General features: G+C 63.5%; 19 protein-coding genes. 9 read left to right on the top strand and 10 right to left on the bottom strand.

All coding sequences use genetic code 11. The annotated features are described in order from the left end of the window. Positions 1-37: 37 nt before the first annotated feature. Both ACX80T_RS09750 and pdxT read right to left on the bottom strand, forming a co-directional pair. Positions 38-796 (bottom strand): YebC/PmpR family DNA-binding transcriptional regulator, encoded by a 759-nt coding sequence (locus tag ACX80T_RS09750; protein ID WP_019482440.1) that lies wholly within the window; start codon positions 794-796, stop codon positions 38-40. Further along, positions 780-1,496 (bottom strand): pyridoxal 5'-phosphate synthase glutaminase subunit PdxT, encoded by a 717-nt coding sequence (pdxT, locus tag ACX80T_RS09745; RefSeq protein WP_459304274.1) that lies wholly within the window; start codon positions 1,494-1,496, stop codon positions 780-782. The genes ACX80T_RS09750 and pdxT overlap by 17 nt, the downstream gene beginning before the upstream one ends. A gap of 69 nt (positions 1,497-1,565) precedes the next feature. On the opposite strand from pdxT, the gene ACX80T_RS09740 reads away from it, so the two are divergent. Together ACX80T_RS09740 and ACX80T_RS09735 are read left to right on the top strand one after the other, a co-directional pair. Next, positions 1,566-2,837 carry a Mur ligase family protein gene (locus ACX80T_RS09740; RefSeq protein WP_116778093.1) on the top strand — a complete coding sequence of 424 codons (1,272 nt, stop codon included), beginning with the start codon at positions 1,566-1,568 and terminating at the stop codon, positions 2,835-2,837. Beyond that, on the top strand, positions 2,837-3,559 hold the full coding sequence (locus tag ACX80T_RS09735) for a type 1 glutamine amidotransferase (RefSeq protein ID WP_019482443.1): 723 nt from the start codon (positions 2,837-2,839) through the stop codon (positions 3,557-3,559). The genes ACX80T_RS09740 and ACX80T_RS09735 overlap by 1 nt, the downstream gene beginning before the upstream one ends. A 15-nt stretch (positions 3,560-3,574) precedes the next feature. Here ACX80T_RS09735 and ACX80T_RS09730 read toward each other — a convergent pair whose 3' ends face one another. After that, positions 3,575-4,858 carry a CapA family protein gene (locus ACX80T_RS09730; protein ID WP_019482444.1) on the bottom strand — a complete coding sequence of 428 codons (1,284 nt, stop codon included), beginning with the start codon at positions 4,856-4,858 and terminating at the stop codon, positions 3,575-3,577. 127 nt (positions 4,859-4,985) lie between these two features. Between ACX80T_RS09730 and ACX80T_RS09725 the strand changes: the two genes are divergently transcribed. Both ACX80T_RS09725 and ACX80T_RS09720 read left to right on the top strand, forming a co-directional pair. Continuing rightward, positions 4,986-6,995, top strand: coding sequence for a M3 family metallopeptidase (locus tag ACX80T_RS09725; protein ID WP_019482445.1), 2,010 nt, complete (start codon positions 4,986-4,988; stop codon positions 6,993-6,995). A gap of 6 nt (positions 6,996-7,001) precedes the next feature. Continuing rightward, a complete protein-coding gene (locus ACX80T_RS09720) occupies positions 7,002-7,712 on the top strand; it encodes a GNAT family N-acetyltransferase (RefSeq protein WP_459304272.1) in 711 nt (236 codons plus the stop codon). 64 nt (positions 7,713-7,776) lie between these two features. Here the strand turns inward: ACX80T_RS09720 and pdxS are convergent, their stop codons facing one another. From pdxS to thrS, 4 genes are all read right to left on the bottom strand, one after another. Next, positions 7,777-8,691 carry a pyridoxal 5'-phosphate synthase lyase subunit PdxS gene (pdxS, locus tag ACX80T_RS09715; protein WP_024477477.1) on the bottom strand — a complete coding sequence of 305 codons (915 nt, stop codon included), beginning with the start codon at positions 8,689-8,691 and terminating at the stop codon, positions 7,777-7,779. A gap of 67 nt (positions 8,692-8,758) precedes the next feature. Next, the gene (pgsA, locus tag ACX80T_RS09710; protein ID WP_026041024.1) at positions 8,759-9,379 is read right to left on the bottom strand and encodes a phosphatidylinositol phosphate synthase; all 621 of its coding nucleotides are present in this window, start codon (positions 9,377-9,379) and stop codon (positions 8,759-8,761) included. Beyond that, the gene (locus ACX80T_RS09705; RefSeq protein WP_019482449.1) at positions 9,369-9,992 is read right to left on the bottom strand and encodes an HIT family protein; all 624 of its coding nucleotides are present in this window, start codon (positions 9,990-9,992) and stop codon (positions 9,369-9,371) included. Before ACX80T_RS09705 ends, pgsA begins: the two co-directional genes overlap by 11 nt. Positions 9,993-9,997: 5 nt before the next feature. Continuing rightward, positions 9,998-12,013 (bottom strand): threonine--tRNA ligase, encoded by a 2,016-nt coding sequence (gene thrS, locus ACX80T_RS09700; protein ID WP_019482450.1) that lies wholly within the window; start codon positions 12,011-12,013, stop codon positions 9,998-10,000. A gap of 127 nt (positions 12,014-12,140) precedes the next feature. Between thrS and ACX80T_RS09695 the strand changes: the two genes are divergently transcribed. Together ACX80T_RS09695 and ACX80T_RS09690 are read left to right on the top strand one after the other, a co-directional pair. After that, positions 12,141-12,578, top strand: a complete 438-nt coding sequence (locus ACX80T_RS09695) for a VOC family protein (protein ID WP_019482451.1) — start codon at positions 12,141-12,143, stop codon at positions 12,576-12,578. 158 nt (positions 12,579-12,736) lie between these two features. Next, positions 12,737-12,994, top strand: coding sequence for a mycoredoxin (locus ACX80T_RS09690; protein WP_026041025.1), 258 nt, complete (start codon positions 12,737-12,739; stop codon positions 12,992-12,994). A 53-nt stretch (positions 12,995-13,047) separates the two neighbouring features. On the opposite strand, the gene ACX80T_RS09685 is transcribed toward ACX80T_RS09690, so the two are convergent. Beyond that, entirely contained in the window at positions 13,048-14,715 is a 1,668-nt protein-coding gene (locus ACX80T_RS09685; RefSeq protein ID WP_459304271.1) for an HNH endonuclease, read from the bottom strand. A 99-nt stretch (positions 14,716-14,814) separates the two neighbouring features. Further along, positions 14,815-15,072, bottom strand: a complete 258-nt coding sequence (locus tag ACX80T_RS09680) for a hypothetical protein (protein ID WP_156809011.1) — start codon at positions 15,070-15,072, stop codon at positions 14,815-14,817. Between the two features lie 151 nt (positions 15,073-15,223). Between ACX80T_RS09680 and ACX80T_RS09675 the strand changes: the two genes are divergently transcribed. Next, positions 15,224-16,309 carry an S-(hydroxymethyl)mycothiol dehydrogenase gene (locus tag ACX80T_RS09675; protein WP_019482454.1) on the top strand — a complete coding sequence of 362 codons (1,086 nt, stop codon included), beginning with the start codon at positions 15,224-15,226 and terminating at the stop codon, positions 16,307-16,309. Continuing rightward, the gene (locus ACX80T_RS09670; protein WP_019482455.1) at positions 16,309-16,938 is read left to right on the top strand and encodes an MBL fold metallo-hydrolase; all 630 of its coding nucleotides are present in this window, start codon (positions 16,309-16,311) and stop codon (positions 16,936-16,938) included. Before ACX80T_RS09675 ends, ACX80T_RS09670 begins: the two co-directional genes overlap by 1 nt. A gap of 142 nt (positions 16,939-17,080) precedes the next feature. Here the strand turns inward: ACX80T_RS09670 and ACX80T_RS09665 are convergent, their stop codons facing one another. Beyond that, the gene (locus ACX80T_RS09665) at positions 17,081-17,845 is read right to left on the bottom strand and encodes a lipoate--protein ligase family protein (protein ID WP_019482456.1); all 765 of its coding nucleotides are present in this window, start codon (positions 17,843-17,845) and stop codon (positions 17,081-17,083) included. On the opposite strand from ACX80T_RS09665, the gene ACX80T_RS09660 reads away from it, so the two are divergent. Beyond that, entirely contained in the window at positions 17,844-18,227 is a 384-nt protein-coding gene (locus tag ACX80T_RS09660; protein ID WP_019482457.1) for a DUF2177 family protein, read from the top strand. The genes ACX80T_RS09665 and ACX80T_RS09660 overlap by 2 nt on opposite strands. Positions 18,228-18,282 lie beyond the last annotated feature (55 nt).

The raw sequence follows: 18,282 nt of genomic DNA, 5'->3' as shown, positions 1-18,282 counted from the left end.
CGATGATGCGACTGGGCGGGAAGGTTTGCCACTGGGTTTAGTCGTCGCCGTCCAGCTCGGCGAGCACCTCGTCGGAGAGGTCGGCGTTTGAGTAGACGTTCTGGACGTCGTCGAGGTCCTCGAGTGCGTCAACCAGGCGGATGAACTTGCGGGCGCCGTCAGCGTCGAGCTCCACCTGCATTGAGGGTACGAACTCGGCCTCGTCGGTGTCGTAGTCGATCCCGGCTTCCTCAAGACCCGCCACCACGGCGCGGAGATCCTGCGGTTCTGAGATGACCTCAAAGCGGCCGGCTGTTTCCTTGACCTCTTCGGCGCCGGCGTCCAGCACGGCGAGGAGAAGATCATCCTCGGTGAGTTCGCCGCTTGGCAGTGTAACCACGCCCTTGCGGGTGAAGAGGTAGGACACCGATCCCGGGTCGGCCATTGAGCCGCCGTTGCGGGTGACCCCTAACCGGACTTCCGAAGCGGCGCGGTTCTTGTTGTCGGTCAAACATTCGATGAGCAGGGCCGAGCCCTGCGGCCCGCGGGCCTCATACATGATGGTCTGGTATTCGACGGCGTCGCCCAGCAGACCGGCGCCGCGTTTGACGGCACGGTTGATGTTGTCGATCGGCACGGACGTCTTCTTCGCCTTCTGCACCGCCAGTTCAAGACCAGGGTTGCCGGCCATATCGGCACCGCCCGCACGGGCGGCGACCTCAATATTCTTGATCAGTTTGGCAAAGGATTTGGCGCGCTTCGCATCAATCGCGGCCTTCTTGTGTTTGGTTGTTGCCCATTTAGAGTGCCCCGACATGATCTACCGTTCTCCTTACGATCATCTGCATAAACAATTCGTGAATCCGCCGCTCCCCGGTTACCTCGGGATGAAAGCTCGTGGCGAGTAGGTTCCCCGACCGCACCGCAACAATCCTAGCGACCCGGTTCGAATCGGGATGCTGCCCCGTGAGACCGGCTGTCTGCGCTGGTACCTGCGCGAGGACCTCGACCGAGGGACCCACCCGCTCGACCCAGGGCGCCCTGATGAATACCGCGTGGACCGGCTGGACCTTCCCGGAGCGCTCCGGAGCCAACCCCGAGAACTCGAGCTCCGTTTCGAAGGAGTCCCGTTGCCGCCCAAAAGCGTTGCGGCGCACCACGATGTCCAGCCCGCCGAGGGTTTGCTGCGGGCGGCCCTGCAGGTCGGTCGCCGGGTCGGCGATGGCATCGGCGAGCATGATCATCCCCGCGCAGGACCCGTACACCGGCAGCCCCGCACTGATGAGCTCACGAAGTGGCTCTGCCAGGTCGAAGGCGCGGGTCAGCTTGTCGATGGCAGTCGATTCGCCGCCAGGAATGATGAGGCCGTCAAGTCCGGCCAGCTCGCCGGGCCGGCGAATAGCGCTCGCCCGTCCGCCGAGGGACTCGACGGTGCGGATATGTTCCCGCACGTCACCCTGGACGGCCAACACGCCGATATGCACGCCGGATGTGTCCGGTGCGGGGAATGTGGTCATCTGACCATTCTAGGTTGGGGTGCACGTCAGAGGATAAACCGCCGCCCTGACTGCGATAAGTTAGGTTCCATGTTTCCCTTTAGTGTGCTGGTCGGTAAGGCCGTGCGCCGCATCTCGCGGTTGCGTGGCGGAGGCTCGGCGCTGCCGGGCCTCGTGGTCGAGAAAATCGATCCGGGGTTCATGGGTCGCGCCCTGACCGGTCTGCCCCATGGGGTGGTGGTGATCAGCGGAACCAATGGGAAGACGACCACCACAAAGATGGTGGTGGAACTCCTGCAGGGCCAGGGCCTGACGGTGTTCACCAACCGGACCGGCAGCAATTTTACCCGCGGGGTTGCCGCCGCGCTGTTGGGCGACGTGAACTGGCGGGGCAGGCTCAAAGCGGACATCGCCGTGCTGGAACTGGATGAGGCGCATGCAGTCCACTTCGTGAAACTGGTACCTCCTACTCATTGCCTTCTGTTGAACGTGCTCCGCGACCAGCTCGACCGTTTTGGTGAGATTGACCAGACCACACGGTTGTTGGAACAGATCGCCGCGAAGACCACTGGCACAGTCGTCTTGAACCGTGAGGATCCCCGGGTGGCCGGAATTGCCTCGACCGTGCCGAACGCAAAGATCGCCTACTTCGGTCTTGATTCCTCGTTGCGCAACACCTTCCCCAACGACGACGAGCTGCGCGGCGACATTGGCGTCGCTCCCCCCTCAAGCCTTCCCGCTGACGTCATCCTGGAACACGTCGACGGTAACTCGGCGTCCTTCCTGGTCGACGGCGAACTGACCAGCGTGGACCTGCGGCTTCGTGGCGTCTACAACATCTTCAATGCCGCAGCCGCCCTGGCCACCGCGCGGACCGTCCTGGGTGACGCCATCAACCGGGCGGCCCTGTTCGCCTCCCTGGCCACCGTTGAGCCGGCCTTCGGGCGCGGCGAATCGCTCGTGGTGGACGGCAAGCCGTTGGAACTGGTGCTGGTGAAGAATCCCAGCGGGTTCCGGCTGGGGCTGAAATCGTTCGATGCCACCGGCTACGCCACCATGATCGCGATCAACGACAATTACGCCGACGGCCGGGACATGTCCTGGTTGTGGGACGTCGACTTTGATTCGCTTGGTCTGGCTGGAGTGGAAATGGTCAGCGGCGTCCGTGCGTATGACATGGCTTTGCGGTTGAAGTACGACGACGTCGAGGTGCGGGCCGTGGAGCCCGACACAACGGCTGCGCTCCGGGCGTTCATCAGCTCAACCTCTGACCAGCCGAAACGGATTTTCTGCACCTACACGGCCATGCTCGCGGTCCGACGCGACCTCTCCAAGATCACAACAGTCGAGGTGGTTTCCTGATGACCAAAGGCACCCTTAACATCCTTCAGCTCTACCCGAAGGAAATGAACATCTATGGCGACTGGGGCAACGTCCTGGTCCTGAAGCAGCGGCTGACCTGGCACGGGTATACCGCGAACATCCTCGAGCACAGCGCTGGCGACGAGTTCCCCGACGACGTCGACCTGATCATCGGCGGCGGTGGACAGGACAGTGGACAACTGGTCATCCAGCAGGACCTGCAGGCCATTGCGCCGAGGCTCAGGGAGCTCGCCGAGGATGGTCTGCCCATGCTGGTGATCTGCGGGCTGTATCAACTGTTTGGAAAGTTCTTCAAGACCCACGACGGGACGATCATCCCGGGCATCGGAATCCTTGACCTCGAAACTCATGGGACCAACGAACGCCTGATCGGCAATGTGGTGGCGGACAGCGAGGAGTTCGGCGAGATCCACGGGTATGAGAACCACAGTGGCCAAACCCACCTGGGTGCTGGCGTCAGGCCGCTGGGAACTGTCACCAAGGGTGCTGGCAACAATTCGCAGGACGGGCACGAGGGTGCACGCCACCTGAACGTTGTTGCGAGCTATCTGCACGGATCGTTGCTCCCAAAGAATCCCGCGATCGCCGACTTCCTGCTGCGGAAGGCTGCCGAACGGAAGTTCGGGTCATTCGAGCCGGCTGATCTGGACGATAGTCTCGCCGATTTGGCCCGCCGGCATGCAGGGGCGCGACCCCGCTAGAGTCGCCCGCCGGGATCATCTGTCGTTGGCGAGGTCCCAGGGGTGGGCGCCGTCGGCCACCGCACCGAAGGTGTCGACAACCGCGCCGATTCGGTCGCTGACCTCAGCTTCCCGTTCCGGGGAGGTGCAGGTGCCGGGCACCTGGTTCGGCCCCAGCGCGCACCAGCGATACGGGTCGCTGACAATGATCGACGGCAGCCAGGCCAGGTCGCTGACGCTCCAGTCGCCGTCGGTTTCGGCGAATTGGGCCCTGATCATCAGCCCCTCATTATTGACGGCGTGAACGGGAGACAATTCACTGACACCGTTGCCGAGCCCGTAAACAATCCAGGTGTCGTTGTATTTTTCGATCGGCAGCACCGAGTGTGTGTGGTGGCCGTAGATGAAGTCGACCTCACCGCTATCGGCCAGGGCGTGGGCTACCTCCACCTGTTGCGCGTTGGGCAGCGTCGCATACTCGTCGCCGGCGTGGATGGCGGCGATGACGACGTCGGCCCCCTCCGCCCTGGCCTGCCGGGCCTTGGCAGTCATCACGTCGGCGTCGATCAGGTCCACCTGCCAGGGCTGTTCAGGGATCAGCCCGTTGAGACCGTAGGTCGCCTGAATGACAGCCACCCGTGCGGCGGGAGTTTCGAGGATCAGGACCTCCCCTGCGGCCGCCTCATCGGCGTAGGACCCGGTGTGTTCAAGCCCAACTCCGTCCAGCACGTCGAGCGTGCGGGTCAGACCCTCAGTGCCGGCGTCGATGGTGTGGTTGCTAGCCGTAGTGCAGGCGTCGTAGCCGACCGCCTTCGCAGCCTCAAGGATCTGGGGTGGCACGTTGAACTGCGGGTAGCCGCTGAACGGCCCCTCGGGGACCGCCACCGGGGTTTCCAGATGACAGATTCCAAGGTCGGCGTAATCGAGGTATTCGCGCTGCCCGGACAGCAGCGGCTCAAAATCAAACGGTACCGCTGCGCCCCCGGAGGCCTTGCCTCCGACGGCATCAGCCGCAGCCTGGTCCCAAAGGCCAGGGTGGAGCAGCAGGTCGCCAGTGGCCGCCACGCTGAAGCACCGGTCCGCGTCGCAGGGCGGACCCTTCCCGGGAGTGCTCTCGGGGGTTGGTTCGGCGACCGGCGAAGGCGTTGCTGGGCTGCCGGACGTCGGAGCGGCAGCCGTCGTCGTCGGACCCTGGCCCGCTGTACCGCCCTGCCCATCCGGGGCCTGCCCATCCGGGGTACCGCCATCCACTCCGGAGCAGCCGCTGAGGAGCCCGACGCCAAGCGCCAGTGCGGCGACCCTGCGTGGCACAGCTCTCATTTGCGACTCCTTTGACGGCTATCCCCATGATAGGCGCCGCGACCCAACCCGGCGCAGGGTCGCCTCGGGTGTTTTCGGGGGCCGGGGTGCTGCGGAGCTGACCACCCATGTGTAAGGGTTAGTTGTTATGAGCAACCCCTTCCTTGCACCCAGCACCCTGCCGTATCAGCTTCCACCGTTTGGGTTGATCCAGGATGACCACTACCTGCCGGCCTTTGAGACGGGTTTCGCCGAGCATCTCGCCGAGATCGATGCGATCGTCTCCGCGCAGGAACCAGCGGACTTCGAGAACACCATCGTGGCCCTTGAGCGGGCTGGGGAAACCCTGCGCCGGGTGTCACTGGTGTTCTACAACAGCTCGTCCTCCCACTCGACTCCCGCGATTCAGGAGCTCGAAACCGAGGTGGCGCCACGTTATGCCGCTCATCAAGACAACATCTTCCTGAATCGCGGACTGTTTGAACGGGTCAGCGCAGTGTCCACTGATGGGCTGGATGCCGAGGCGGCACGCCTGGTCCAGGAATACGTGAAACGGTTTATCAGCGCAGGCGCCCAACTCGACGACGAAGCGCAGGACAGGCTCCGGGCGTTGAACACCGAACTGTCCCAACTCAGCACCGACTTCCAGCAGCGGCTGTTGAAGGACACCAACCGCTCAGCACTGCTGATTGACACGGCTGAAGAACTGGACGGCCTCTCAGCGGATGACATTGGCTCAGCTGCCGCAGCAGCCGAATCGGCCGGCCACCCGGGAAAGTACCTGCTGACCCTGATTCTGCCAACGGCCCAGCCTGCGCTCGAGACTCTCACCAACCGTGCGACGCGTCAGCGCCTGCATGAGGCGTCAGTGAACCGGGGCTTCGCAGACAACGAATACGGCACGCTAACCATCGCCGCACGAATGGCAGAGCTGCGCGCCGAACGGGCCGCGCTTTTGGGCTTCGACAGCCACGCCGCGGCTGCCACGGACGACCAGACAGCCCCGTCGCTCGACGCCATTCACCGGATGCTGGGGCAACTGGCCCCGGCGGCGGTTCGTAACGCACGGGAAGAGGTGGTGGAGCTGGAGGCCGCCGCCGGTCACCCGATCGAGGCGTGGGACTGGGCGTATTACTCCGAGAAGGTACGCGCCGCCAAGTTTGACGTCGACCTCGCTTCGCTGCGTCAGTACTTCGAGTTGGAGCGAGTCCTGCAGGACGGGATATTCTTCGCCGCCAACCGATTGTACGGACTGACCTTCACCGAGCGGGACGATCTGGAGGGTTACCACCCAGAGGTACGGGTCTGGGAAGTCAAGGACGCCGACGGCGAAGGGCTGGGCCTGTTCCTCGGCGACTATTACACCCGGGACACCAAGAATGGCGGGGCCTGGATGAACTCCTTCGTGGAGCAGTCGGCACTGAACGGCACCCATGCCGTAGTCATCAACAACCTCAACGTTCCCAAGCCGCCCGCCGGCGAGCCGACCCTGCTGACTTTCGATCAGGTGGTGACCACGTTCCACGAGTTCGGGCACGCACTGCACGGATTGTTCTCCTCGGTCACCTACCCCACGTTCTCGGGGACCAGTGTGCCGCGGGACTTCGTCGAGTATCCGTCGCAGGTTAACGAAATGTGGATTCTGTGGCCCGAGGTGGTCGCCAACTACGCCAAGCATTACCAGACCGGTGAAGCGCTGCCGGCGGAGACCGTCGATAAGCTGCTCGCCGCGCAGACCTGGGGCGAAGGCTTCGCAACCACGGAATACCTGGGCGCGGCGTTGCTCGACCTGGCCTGGCACGCGATTCCGGCGGGGACCACGGTTGCTGATCCGGTCGCCTTTGAGCGGGAAGCGCTCACCTCAGCAGGACTCGACTTTTCCCCGGTCCCGCCTCGGTACCGCACCGGCTATTTCAAGCACATCTTCGCGGGTGGGTATTCGGCTGCCTATTACGCCTACATCTGGAGCGAAGTGCTGGACGCTGACACGGTCGAATGGTTCAAATCCTCAGGCGGCATGACCCGCGAAAACGGTGACCATTTCCGGACCGAGCTGCTCTCCCGCGGCAACAGCATCGACCCGTTGCAGGCGTTCCGCAACTTCCGCGGCCGCGACGCCCTGCTTGAGCCGCTGCTGACTCGCCGAGGGCTGGTCTAAGTCACCATGGTCACCATCGCGGCGTGCCAGCGCCTGCAACGTTCCTGGTTTGCCGCGTTGTCCTCGGCGACGGGGGGACGCACCTTCACGACCCACGGGTCCGACTGGGTGTGGCTGCCAGCGCGCCGCGAACTGATCCTGCTCTTTCCGCAGGAAATCTCTCCGGCAGGGATTCGGCCCGCGTTGGCCGAGGGTGTCCGCCTGGGGGCCCACACGGTGGGCGCCTGGCTGGGCGGCGGTGTCAAGGGCGCGCCACTGATCGGGCTGGGATTCAGCCCAGGCTGGCAGCCCTGGTGGATGGCTGCGCCAGTTGAGGAGCCAGCCGGGTACGACGACGCCGCCGCGGTCCTTTCCACCGAGGTCCCCGAATATGGGGGGCCACTGGCGCAAGAACTCAGGGTGGTGCGGTCCCAGCCCCGGCAGGCGTGGCACGCCGTGGCGCGGGTGGATGGCACGGTTGCCGGGGCCGGGTATTCGTTCTACCCATCGGGGGTTCCCGGGCTCCGAGGATTGGGCGGCATCTTCAACATGGAGGTGCTTCAGGAGTATCAGCGGCACGGTCTGGGCACCGCGCTGCTGAGCAGGCTCGCCAAAGCTGCTGCCGCCTCAGGCGCCGAGCATCTCGCGCTGAACGCGACCCCACAGGGTTATGAACTGTACTCACAGCGGGGTTTTGAACTGATCGGCAGAGGCCAGACCTACTGGCTGCAGCTGTAGCAACCAAAAGAGCGGACCACCAGAATCTGGTGATCCGCTCTATTGTTCTCTGGAACCTGGGTGTTTACCAGCCGCGCTCAGCGAGGCGGTGAGGCTCAGGGATTTCGTCCACGTTGATGCCGACCATCGCTTCGCCGAGGCCACGGGAGACCTTGGCGATCATCTCGGGATCGTCGTGGAAGGTGGTGGCCTTCACGATGGCCGCGGCGCGTTCCGCCGGATTACCTGACTTGAAGATACCCGAGCCGACGAACACGCCGTCAGCGCCAAGCTGCATCATCATTGCTGCATCGGACGGTGTGGCAATGCCACCCGCGGTGAAGAGCACAACGGGGAGCTTACCGGTCCGGGCAACTTCCTTGACCAGATCGAACGGAGCCTGAAGTTCCTTGGCGGCGACATACAGTTCGTCCTCGGCCATCGAGGACAGGCGGGAAATCTCCGACCGGATTTTCCGCATGTGCATCGTGGCGTTGGAGACGTCGCCGGTGCCGGCCTCGCCCTTGGACCTGATCATTGCGGCACCTTCATTGAGGCGGCGCAGCGCCTCGCCGAGGTTGGTGGCACCGCAGACGAAGGGAGCGGTGAACTTCCATTTGTCGATGTGGTTGGCGTAGTCAGCCGGGGTCAGGACCTCGGACTCGTCAATGTAATCGACGCCAAGGGACTGCAGCACCTGCGCCTCAACAAAGTGGCCGATTCTCGCCTTTGCCATCACCGGAATGGAGACAGCCGCAATGATGCTGTCGATCATGTCCGGATCGCTCATTCGGGACACGCCACCCTGCGCACGGATGTCGGCGGGTACCCGCTCGAGCGCCATGACGGCGACGGCGCCCGCATCTTCGGCGATGCGCGCCTGCTCTGCGGTGACCACGTCCATGATGACGCCGCCCTTGAGCATTTCTGCCATGCCGCGCTTGACCCGGCTACTGCCGGTCACGGGCGCGGTTGTCGAATTTTCTTCAACGGTGGACACAATTCGCCCCTAAGTTAGGTAAAAGATAACAATTAATAATACGCCCGCGGATGGACCGGATCTGCCGTTAGCGGGTCTCGTTGGCTGCCATCGCCTGTTTGTGCACAGCCACCACTCGCTGGATCACCGTTGCAACGCTTGCGAGAGCCAGCAGGATCAGGACGGTGAGCAGGAAACCATGCGGCAGCCCGAGACCGGTCAGGCCGGTTACTACCAGGACCGACACCAGCCGTTCAGCTCGCTCCGCGATCCCCACGTTGGCCGTGAAGCCCAGAGATTCGGCCTTCGCCCGGGCATAGGAGACCAGCATGCCGAGGACCAGACAGGCCAAAGCTGCAGTGGCGATGGGTGTGTTGTTGCCGTCTCCAAAGAACCAGATGGCGACCCCGGCGAACAGGGCGCCGTCGGCAATCCGGTCAAGGGTTGAGTCGAGGAAGTTCCCCCAGGTCCCCCCGGTGCCTTTGATGCGGGCCATGATGCCGTCGACCAGGTCCGAGAAGACGAAGAGAGTGATGAAGACGGTGCCCCAGAACAGTTCACCCATCGGGTAGAAGACGAGAGCGCCGATCACCACGCCGAGCGTGCCAACGATGGTTACCGTGTCGGGCGAGACTCCCCATTTGAGCAGGAGCCTGGCGAGTGGACTGAACAGGGTGGTGAAGAACCTGCGTGCATATTTATTCAGCACCGGTGCCACCAGCGTTCTCGGCCCGCGGCCAACCTGCGGCCATCTGCGTTCTGACTTCGTCCAGGGTCTGGGTGATGGCCTTGGTTTGCGCGATGATTGGCAGGAAGTTGCCGTCCCCACCCCACCGTGGGACCACGTGCTGGTGCAGGTGGGCTGCGATGCCTGCACCGCCGGTCACCCCCTGATTCATCCCGAGATTGAATCCGGTGGGTTTGGCTACGTCGCGCAGCACCCGCATGGCCGTCTGGGTGAGTTCGGCGATCTCGACGGTTTCGTTGCTGTCGACGTCGGTGTAGTCCGGGACATGGCGGTAGGGGCAGACCAGGAGGTGGCCCGGGTTGTAGGGGAACAGGTTCAGGATCACGTAGGCATAGGTGCCCCGGTGCACGATGAGTGACTCCTCGTCGGTGCGGGACGGAGCGACGCAGAAGGGGCAGTCGTCCTTGTCTTTGAACTGTGACTGCCCGCCCTTGATGTAGGCCAACCGATGCGGAGTCCAGAGGCGCTGAAAAGCGTCAGGTACGCCACCAATCTCGAAATCGTCGGTCACACCGTCATCGCCGGGATAACGCCCGTCGGCGTTTTGCCCGTCAGCCCCCGTAGCACTCTCCATACGTTTTACTTGTCCCGATTCCGGACAGCTTCGACAATGCGTCGGACTGCCTCGTCGACCGGCACCTGGTTGTCCTGGCTGCCGTCCCGGAACCTGAAGGATACGGCCCCGGCGTCCTGGTCGTCACCGCCGGCGATCAGCACAAACGGAACCTTTTCCTTGCTCGCGGTGCGGATCTTCTTGGGGAACCGATCAGTGCCAATGTCCACTTGTGCGCGGATGCCTTCGGCTTTGAGCTTGTCAACGACGTCGAACAGGTACTCGTTGAAGGCTTCAGCGACCGGGATGGCGAGTACCTGGACCGGGGCAAGCCAGGCCGGGAACGCGCCGGCGTAGTGCTCGGTAAGGACACCCATGAACCGTTCGATGGAGCCGAACAGTGCACGGTGGATCATCACTGGTCGCTGGCGGGTGCCATCCGCGGCCTGGTATTCGAGCTCGAACCGCTCCGGCAGGTTGAAGTCCAGCTGGATGGTGGACATCTGCCAGGTGCGACCGATGGCATCCCGGGCCTGGACAGAAATCTTGGGACCGTAGAACGCCGCTCCGCCGGGATCAGGCCGCAGTTCCAGACCCGAGGCTTCGCCCACCTCGGCGAGGGTCCGGGTAGCTTCCTCCCAGATATCGTCGGAACCTACCGACTTTTCAGGGTTCTTGGTGGAAAGTTCCAGGTAAAAATCATCCAGCCCGTAGTCCTTGAGCAGTCCGAGAACAAAGTTGAGCGTCTCGGTGAGCTCGTCCTTCATCTGTTCGCGGGTGCAGTAGATGTGGGCGTCGTCCTGGGTCATGCCACGGACGCGGGTCAGGCCGTGCACCACACCCGATTTTTCATACCGGTAGACGGAGCCGAACTCGAACATCCGCAGCGGCAGTTCGCGGTAGGACCGACCGCGGGACTTGAAGATCAGGTTGTGCATGGGGCAGTTCATCGGCTTGAGGTAGTAGTCCTGGCCCGGCTTGCGCACCGTGCCGTCCTCATTGAGTTCCTCGTCGACGTGCATTGCCGGGAACATACCGTCGCGATACCAGTCCAGGTGGCCCGACACCTCGTAGAGGTGTCCCTTGGTGATATGCGGGGTGTAGACGAACTCGTAGCCGGCGTCGACGTGACGCTGACGCGAGTAGTCTTCCATCGCCTTGCGGATGATTCCGCCCTTGGGGTGGAACACCGGCAGGCCGGAACCGAGCTCATCTGGGAACGAGAACAGGTCCAGCTCGGTGCCGAGTTTGCGGTGGTCGCGGCGCTCGGCTTCGGCGATACGTTCCTGGTAGGCCTTCAGCTCGTCTTTGGTGGGCCAGGCGGTCCCGTAGATGCGTTGCAGCTGCTGGTTCTTTTCGCTTCCACGCCAGTAGGCTGCGGCGGACCGGGTCAGGGCGTACGCGTTCGAAATGAGTTTGGTGTTCGGCAGGTGCGGACCGCGGCAGAGGTCCTTCCAGACGACGTCGCCGCTTTTGCGATCGATGTTGTCGTAAATGGTCAGTTCGCCGGCACCGACCTCGACTGACGCGCCGTCGTCGTCGGTGATATCGCCCGAACCGCCCTTGAGGCCGATCAGTTCCAGCTTGTACGGCTCGTCGGCCATCGCTTCGCGGGCTTCAGCCTCGGTTGCGACCCTGCGAACAAACAGCTGGTTGCTGTTCACGATTTTCAGCATCATCTTCTCAAGCTGCTTCAGATCGTCGGGAGTAAAGGGAGCCTCAACGTCGAAGTCGAAATAGAAGCCGTCGGTGATGTACGGGCCGATACCCAGTTTGGCGCCTGGGCGCAGCTGCTGGACAGCCTGTGCCATAACGTGTGCTGCCGAGTGGCGCAGCACTTCCAGACCCTCGGGCGAACCGATCGTGATGGGCTCCACCTGGGCGTCGGCGGGGATTGGCTGATCGAGATCCACCAGTTCCCCATTCACCCGGACGACGACGACGTCGCGGCGTTCGGCGAACAGGTCAACGCCGGAAGTGCCCGTGGTCACCTGGTGCTCTTCGCCGTCGACGATGAGGGTGATATGGGAGGGCGCTGACACAGTGGTCTCCTAGCAAAGGTGGGACGGCGGGTTAACTCTCTGATGGTATCCGCTGTGCTGGACGCGACCAACAACCTTGCTAGCGCGCGCCGGTGCTGAACCGCGAAAGTGTCAGTAGGATCAACTCATGAAACCTCAGGTCTCAGTCATCACGCTGGGCGTCCGCAACCTTGAAACGGCTTACAACTTCTATGCAAAGGCCCTGGGTTGGGACCCTCTGGTTTACGTTCCTGATGAGGTTGCGTTCTTCCAGGTGGGTAATGGTCTGGTGCTGTCCCTCTTCAGGGGTGACCATCTGGCCGCCGAAGCCGGGAATATTGGGCACGGTCCAGTTGCGCCTCCGCTCACCCTGGGCCACAACGTGGATTCCCCCGAAGAGGTGGATACCGTCCTCAATGCCGCTGTTGCCGCAGGAGCAGAACTGATTGCCGAAGGGACGGCGATGAGCTGGGGCGGTTATTCAGGGTATTTCGCGGATCCTGATGGCTTCCACTGGGAGGTCTGCCACAATCCGGGGCTATCAATCGCCGACGACGGCACCGTGTCACTCCGCGAAATCGTCTGACCTGCAGCGACCTGAAAACACTGTTCTGAGAACACTGTTCGTCCTGCGGAATCTAAATGATCCCGTACGTGTTGCACACTGTGCAGGGCAAAATCGACCCTGCACCCAACAACTTCAGCCTTCCGTCTGAAGGTTTCGACAACTTACGAAGGAGCACCGTGGACTACACTCCCGATGCCGGCACGATCACCATGTTCTCAACCAGCTGGTGCGGCTACTGCCGTCGGCTCAAGAAGCAGCTCGATGCCAAGGGGATCGGCTACACCGAGATCAATATCGAAGAGGTAGAAGGCACCGCAGCACTGGTGGAATCCCTCAACGGCGGCAACCAGACGGTCCCGACGGTGTTGTTCCCTGACGGCACTGCGGCAACGAATCCTTCGGTGTCGGACGTAATGGCAAGGATCGCTAGCTAGCCCAGTCGGCTATTTCTCTCCCATTCCCTCTGATACCACCGTGATTCACAGCGCTAGAAGGGTGGTGGATCGGGGAGCGTGGTGTAGGTTTTGCCGGTCAGTGAGGTGGCGGTGAGGGTGCCGGGGTCAGGCTGGTGGTAGTGCCAGTAGCCTTCTGTTTTGAGTTTGTGGTGTTTGCGGCAGAGGGCGGCGAGGTTGTCGTAGCTGGTGGTGCCGCCCTGGTGCCAGGGGATCGTGTGGTCGAGGTCGCAGGCCGGGGCTGGCCGGTTGCAGCCGGGGTGGCGGCACGTTTTATCCCTGACGAGTATGGTCCGTCGGAGACTTTCCGGGACCGTATACCGTTCCCGGCCGACGCTGAGGACAGCACCCGTCTCCGGGTGGGTGAGGATCCGGGTGAACCCCTTGGCGTGGGCGGCAAGTTTCCGGGCGGTGTCCGGGTCGATCGGCCCGTACCCGGCGAGGTCGGCTGGTGCGTCGCCGCCGAGCAGGGTCATCACGGGTACGGTCACGAACACCACCGGGTGCACCCCCAGAACCGCCGCCAAATCCATCCCACCCGCACCGTTGTCTCCCGCACCGCCATCTCCAGAACCGCCGTTTCCCGCACTGCCGTCTCCAGTGCCGCCGTCTCCGGTGGTGCTGCCGTCGTGTTCCACGGGGTGGGCGAGGTTGGTTGGACTGGTTGCTGCCGCGCCGGGTTCGCAGTGGTGGGTGAGGAGGTCTCCGAGGAGGTCGGCTTTGAGTTGGGTGAGGGTGCGGTCTTCTTGCGGGTGTTGCAGGGCACGGGCCATGAAGGTGAGCCGGTGTTCGATGCCGCAGGCCTGTTCAGCGGGAAGATAGGCCGAGAACCAGGCCATGCCGTCGTGGGCGGGGGTGAGTTCCACGTGCCGGTCCTCAACGGCCGCGGCCTTGCGCGTGGTGATGGAATCGGGGTGGAGCTTTTCCCGGATCCGGTGGCAGAGGCTTTTCAACCGGGGTGGGGTCAGATGCGCTCCGCGTTGGAGGACTTGATCCTCGAACCCGGCCAGCACCTCGGCCGGTAGGAACAGGGCTTCGTCGGCGATGATCTGGGCTTGCCGGATAGAGATCACACCCGCGCCCAGGGACTGGAGGGTTTTCGGGAGGTCCAGGGCCAGGGTCAGGCTGTGACCCAGTAACCGGTGCGCGGCCCGCCCGGAAATGTTCAGTAACGGCGCTAGTTCCTCGACGGTGAGGGTGAACCCAAGCCCTGTGCCGATGCCCTGCCGGGACGAGGCCCGGGACGCAGCGAGGCTTTGCACTTCGCGGTGCAGATCAGCGATCAGTTCGGCCTGCCGGGAAGCGGCCCACGACGCCAACCGATCCACCGCCTGCAACAAGTCCGAGATCCCCGCCACCGGATCCGACGCTTCGTCAGATGGTCCGTCAGCCGGTCCGTCAGCGGCTTTTCCGGCGGGTTTCTTCGCGGGGACGCGGTCGGCTTCCCAGGGCAGCAACATGGAGACCAGCGATTCGGGGCCAGCCAGTTCCACCTCGGTGGCCGCCGTGTTGGCCGCAAACCGGTGGGACCGGCTGGTCTTGCCGACCCTGCGCAACACACCGGCCACCTCGCCGGGGCTCCACGACGGATCCATCCCCGCCAACGAAACCGAGTCAACAGAACCCGGGCTAGCCGCACCCAGGCTGGCCGTAAAAACCTCAGCGATGCTGCGGTTTCCACCGGTATTCTCCTGCTGCTTCATACCTCCATCACATCATCTGCCACTGACATTCTTCGGCGTCAGGCAGGCTGGCAGGACCAACCCGGATTAAGCTCACAGCGAACAACGTGAACGGTCCCTTCAGAACCCGGCAGGCGAACGCCACGGGGTGCGTACGCCGTCGTTCTCGCAGAATGGCGTGGTGGCAGCCTCCCCGGCCAGACAACCTCCATCGACCAATTTCCGGGCGCCAACCGGTTCTGCCAAATCAACGGTCAACGAGACCATGTCGTTGCCGGGACAGTCATATCCCGCCTCAGGCAATGCCTCAACATCGGTTCTGATCACTATCTGATCTTCTTCGTAGCGCACCTTTGGCTCCAGCACAGGTCCGGTCACTCCGCCCGAACAACCTATCCGGGTCACGTCCGCCCTAAAACTCGCTGAACTTGCCCAAAGTGGGGGAAAGATCACCTGATTGAGCCACTGTCCGACTCCGTGCCTATGCTTGGGATACCGCCCGGTACCCAACCGAAAGGACCGTGTTGAAATGGCTCATAGAGTCCAAGCCGTAGTTGTCAGGGAAAAGAACGCACCAGCCAGCATCGAGACCATCCTCGTGCCAGATCCGGGACCAGGTGAAGCACTGGTCGATATCCTCACCTGCGGCGTTTGCCATACCGATCTGCACTACAAGCAGGGTGGGATCAGTGACGATTACCCCTTCCTCCTCGGCCACGAAGCCACCGGTGTGGTCAGCGCCGTCGGAGACAACGTCACCGAGGTAGCACCCGGCGACCGCGTCATCCTGAACTGGCGTGCGGTCTGCGGCGAATGTCGTGCCTGCCGTCGCGGTGAAGCGCAGTACTGCTTCAACACCCACAACGCCACCCAGAAAATGACGCTTGAAGACGGCACCGAGCTCTCCCCTGCCCTGGGTATTGGCGCTTTCGCCGAGAAGACTCTCGTCGCTGCCGGCCAGTGCACCAAGGTGGATCCCGAAGCAGATGCGGCCGCCGTCGGCCTCCTGGGCTGCGGCGTCATGGCAGGCATCGGCGCCGCCATCAACACCGGCAACGTGCGCCGGGGCGACTCGGTAGCCGTCATCGGTTGCGGCGGCGTGGGCAGTGCAGCCATCGCCGGCGCCAAGCTCGCGGGTGCGACGACGATTATCGCCGTAGACATCGACGACCGAAAGCTTGAAGCAACCAGGAAACTGGGAGCAACCCACACGGTCAACTCCAAGAACCAGGACGCCGTCGAGGCCATTCAGGCCCTCACCGACGGCAACGGCGCCAACGTGGTGATCGACGCCGTCGGCCGCCCCGAAACCTACAAGCAGGCGTTCTACGCACGCGATCTCGCCGGCACAGTGGTGCTGGTGGGCGTCCCCACCCCGGACATGATGCTGGAACTGCCGCTGCTCGATGTCTTCGGTCGCGGCGGCTCGCTCAAGTCGTCCTGGTACGGCGACTGCCTCCCCTCCAGGGACTTCCCAATGCTGGTCAGCCACTACCAGCAGGGCAACCTGGACCTCGATGCCTTCGTCACCGAACGGATCAAGCTCGACCAGGTTGAAGCCGCGTTCGACAAGATGCACGACGGCTCGGTGCTGCGCTCGGTGGTGGAACTCTGATGGCTGCACGCATTGAACACCTGCTGACCAGCGGAACCTTCTCCCTCGATGGCGGAACCTGGGACGTTGACAACAATGTCTGGATCATCGGCGATGACACCGAATGCATCGTCATCGACCCTGCGCACGACGCTGCAGCGGTGGTGGAACAGATCAATGGGCGACAGGTCCGAGCCATCCTGCTCACCCACGGCCATGATGATCACATCCGCGCCGTCGGCGACGTCTACGACGCTGTCCGGGCGCCCATCCACCTGCATCCGGCCGACCGGATGCTGTGGGACCAGGTCTATCCTGACCCGGCGCCGGACCAGGACATCAACGACGGCGACGAATTCACGGTCGCTGGCGTCACCCTGAAGGCGCTGCACACCCCCGGGCATTCCCCCGGGTCCGTGAGCTTCTACCTCGAAGAGGCCGGCACCGTCTTTACCGGCGACACCCTGTTCCAGGGCGGTCCCGGCGCGACTGGCCGATCCTTCAGCGACTTCCCCACCATCATCGAATCCATCCGTGACCGCCTGCTCAGCCTCCCGGCTGACACGGTGGTTCGCCCCGGGCACGGCGATTCAACGACGGTGGGCGCCGAGGCGCCATCACTGGATGAATGGATTGCGCGCGGCCACTAGATCCTGCGTGCCGCCTAGAGCACAACCAGTACGACGACGACCGCCCCGTGGCCAGCTGGCCACGGGGCGGTCGCTGGTTAAGACCCCCACCCTAGAGCCGGTGGAAACCGGCGCGATTAGCTCGCAACGGTCGTTCTGGCTGTCAGGATGCGCTGGGCTGGACCGCTGTGGAAGTCTCCGACGGCTCAAACCCATATCCCGCGCGGCGATAGGCGGCCAGGACGGCGTCTTCGACGTCGCCGACGGTCAGGCCACGCACCAGGTCATTCGCGGCGCCAGCCGTGGCCGGGTCCCAGTCCAGTCCCATCGCCGCGTACGACGAGGTCAACACTTCCCGGATCGGGGCCGAGTCTTCCACCACAATTACCGAGGAAAAGAGCCAGGCTCCGGCGACCACCCGCTGGGCTGTCCCCACCAGCTTCACGCGCCGACCGTCATCGCCAATGCCGTGCACGCTGTATTCGCCGGGACAGTACTCGCCGGGAATTTCACCCACCGCCGCGGTCACTCCCACCGAGCGCAGCGCTGACGCGAGTAGTTCACCGAATCCGGAGAAGCGGTTCCGCGACCCGGCGACGGCGTCAGTCTGCGGCTCGACATGATCGATCACCAGGCAGCCACGATGATAGGCCGCGGCCCTGCCGCCCGCCCGGCGCACGAGCGGCTCAAACCCCAGTGCCCGTGCAGCCTCTTCGGCGGCAGGGAAACCCGGCAACCGGGTGTCGCGTTGCCCGAACGCCACGGTGGGCTCCGGCCGATAGAGTCGCAGCGTAGCGGGACGCTCCCCCGCCGCCACAGCGCGCAGCAAGGTGATGCCCTCCGCCAGGTCAGCGGCGGCGCCGGCCGAGGCGGTACGGCGCACCACGAACAGGTCGGCACCGGTCATCTGGGTTAGGCTCCTGTCCATGATCTTCCTGCAGTTTCTGGTTGCCGCAGCGACATTCCTGCTGCTGGACGCCGTGTGGCTCAAATCGATGAGCAAATTTTATCGTCGGCATCTCGGCGACCAGCTTGCCGACAAACCCAATTTTCTCTATGCGGCAGCGTTCTACCTAATCTATGTAGCGGGCATCGTGCTCTTCGCTGTTCAGCCCGCATTGGCCGCCGAGTCATGGTTGGCAGCGTTGGGCTACGGTGGGGCGCTGGGCTTTTTCGCCTATGCGACCTATGACCTCACCAATGCCTCGACACTGAAACGGTGGCCAGCGGTCCTGATCGCCGTGGACCTCGCCTGGGGTGCCGCACTGACCGGCCTGATCACCGTCGTGACGTACCTGGTTTTCGTGTGATTCGGTTTGTGACCGACGACGGCGTGTAGCCGCCACGAGTCCCGATTCCGGATGG

It is taken from the genome of Arthrobacter sp. Sr33, from assembly GCF_054511195.1.
Note: the sequence above shows the minus strand (reverse complement) of the source record. Positions and strands in the feature narration are given on the sequence as shown.